Source organism: Pseudomonas sp. B414 (assembly GCF_055408445.1).
The window spans coordinates 1-1,481 of sequence record NZ_JBUZTQ010000078.1 but is presented as its reverse complement, the minus strand read 5'-3'; the positions used below and the strand labels follow the sequence as shown (position 1 = coordinate 1,481).

The window sequence follows — 1,481 nt, the reverse complement described above, 5'->3', positions numbered from 1 at the left end:
TGAGTCATTGGGTGGCGATGTTGAGGCATTCGGCCTCTTTGTTGCTGGTCTTATTGGGTGAATGGCTCGTCTCTGGCGTTATATCCCCTAGCTGGGCTCCCCTGATATGCCTGGCACCCGCTTAGCGTAGCGCAAGCGGGTGCCAGGCATATCAGGGGAGCGGGCAAGCGGAGCGCGCCAGTTCTAGCCAACGCTCACTTACCGGGCTATAGTGGTGCATCACTTATTAAAAGGTGCATCTCTAATGGCTACCTCAAAACCTAGAATCACTGTCACCCTTGACGATTCTGTCTATCAGACGCTTCACGCTCTTGCTGCCCTTCAGGGGTGCTCGATGAGTTCCATTGTCTCGGATCTCCTCCTGGTCGTTAATCCTGTTCAGGTCCAGGTGTTGAAATCGCTCCAGAAGGTTGCCTCTCTCCAGGGCGATTTACGCGAAGGTTTGGTTGATGATTTGCGCTCTGCAATGGTTCGCGCCGAGTCTGCTGCCATGCCTCTTTTTGAGGTCCTTTCGAGCATTCAGAACGAGGGCCAACCCCCGCATAGTAATACGGGGGTCACTTTTCCTGACACCCCACCAGCCGAGCAGGCGAAAAAGCCCGAAAACCAGCGTTCTAGAGCCTCCAAGCAGGATTTCACCGCATGAGCGCTCGCTTCGATTGGTACACGGCTAGCATCAGTGCCGAACCGTCCGAGGTTATCGCCAGATTTGAGTCATCTTTTGACCTTTCTGACGTGCAGGCCAGCACACCAAAAAACGGTTATGAGCGCGCCTATAATTTCGTCCGTGGTTCAACCGTTCTCGCACGAATCCAATTCGGAGGTTCAAGCGTTGGCGGTAATGTTTGGGCTGCATCATCTGGCGATACAGCACCGGATTTTTCTGATGTTGTCCGGGCTCATTACCCGGCCCACAACCTGCTCCGCGCTGACGTTGCAATTGACTACGATGAACCCGGTGCATGGGATTCACTTTCAAGCCTTGCGATAACCACTGCTGACGCATTTGGGCTCAAGGTTCGCCATGTTGGTGATTTCCATCGCGAGCAGGACGGCAGAACGCTTTACATCGGGTCTAGGTCGTCAGCAGCTATGCAGCGTCTGTACGAGAAGGGCAAACAGCTGGGCGGATCAGTTGACTGGGTTAGGGCAGAGCTTGAGTTGAAGCCGCAGAATAACCTCGCCAAGGCCGCCTACGCCTCTGCAAGCCCTGAGCAGATGTTTTTGGCTACCAAGTGGACGCGCTGCATTTGGGAAGCTCTAAACGGTCCCACGCAGCTCCTACGGCCTTGTGCGCCGGGTTCAGTTCGGGTCAAGTCAGACGATGAGAGGGCTTTAGACTTCATGTCCAAGCAATACGGCAACGTTCTGCGTAGGAAGCTTGAGTCATTGGGTGGCGATGTTGAGGCATTCGGCCTCTTTGTTGCTGGTCTTATTGGGTGAATGGCTCGTCTCTGGCGTTATATCCCCTAGCTGGGCTC

Annotated in this window: 2 protein-coding genes; both read left to right on the top strand. The window is 54.5% G+C overall.

What is annotated here, in order from left to right:
* The first annotated feature begins 334 nt into the window (after positions 1 to 334).
* On the top strand, positions 335 to 646 hold the full coding sequence (locus ACZRMH_RS25750; protein WP_464015808.1) for a hypothetical protein: 312 nt from the start codon (positions 335 to 337) through the stop codon (positions 644 to 646).
* The gene (locus ACZRMH_RS25745) at positions 643 to 1,443 is read left to right on the top strand and encodes a replication initiation factor domain-containing protein (protein WP_464015807.1); all 801 of its coding nucleotides are present in this window, start codon (positions 643 to 645) and stop codon (positions 1,441 to 1,443) included. The genes ACZRMH_RS25750 and ACZRMH_RS25745 overlap by 4 nt, the downstream gene beginning before the upstream one ends.
* Positions 1,444 to 1,481: the final 38 nt, after the last annotated feature.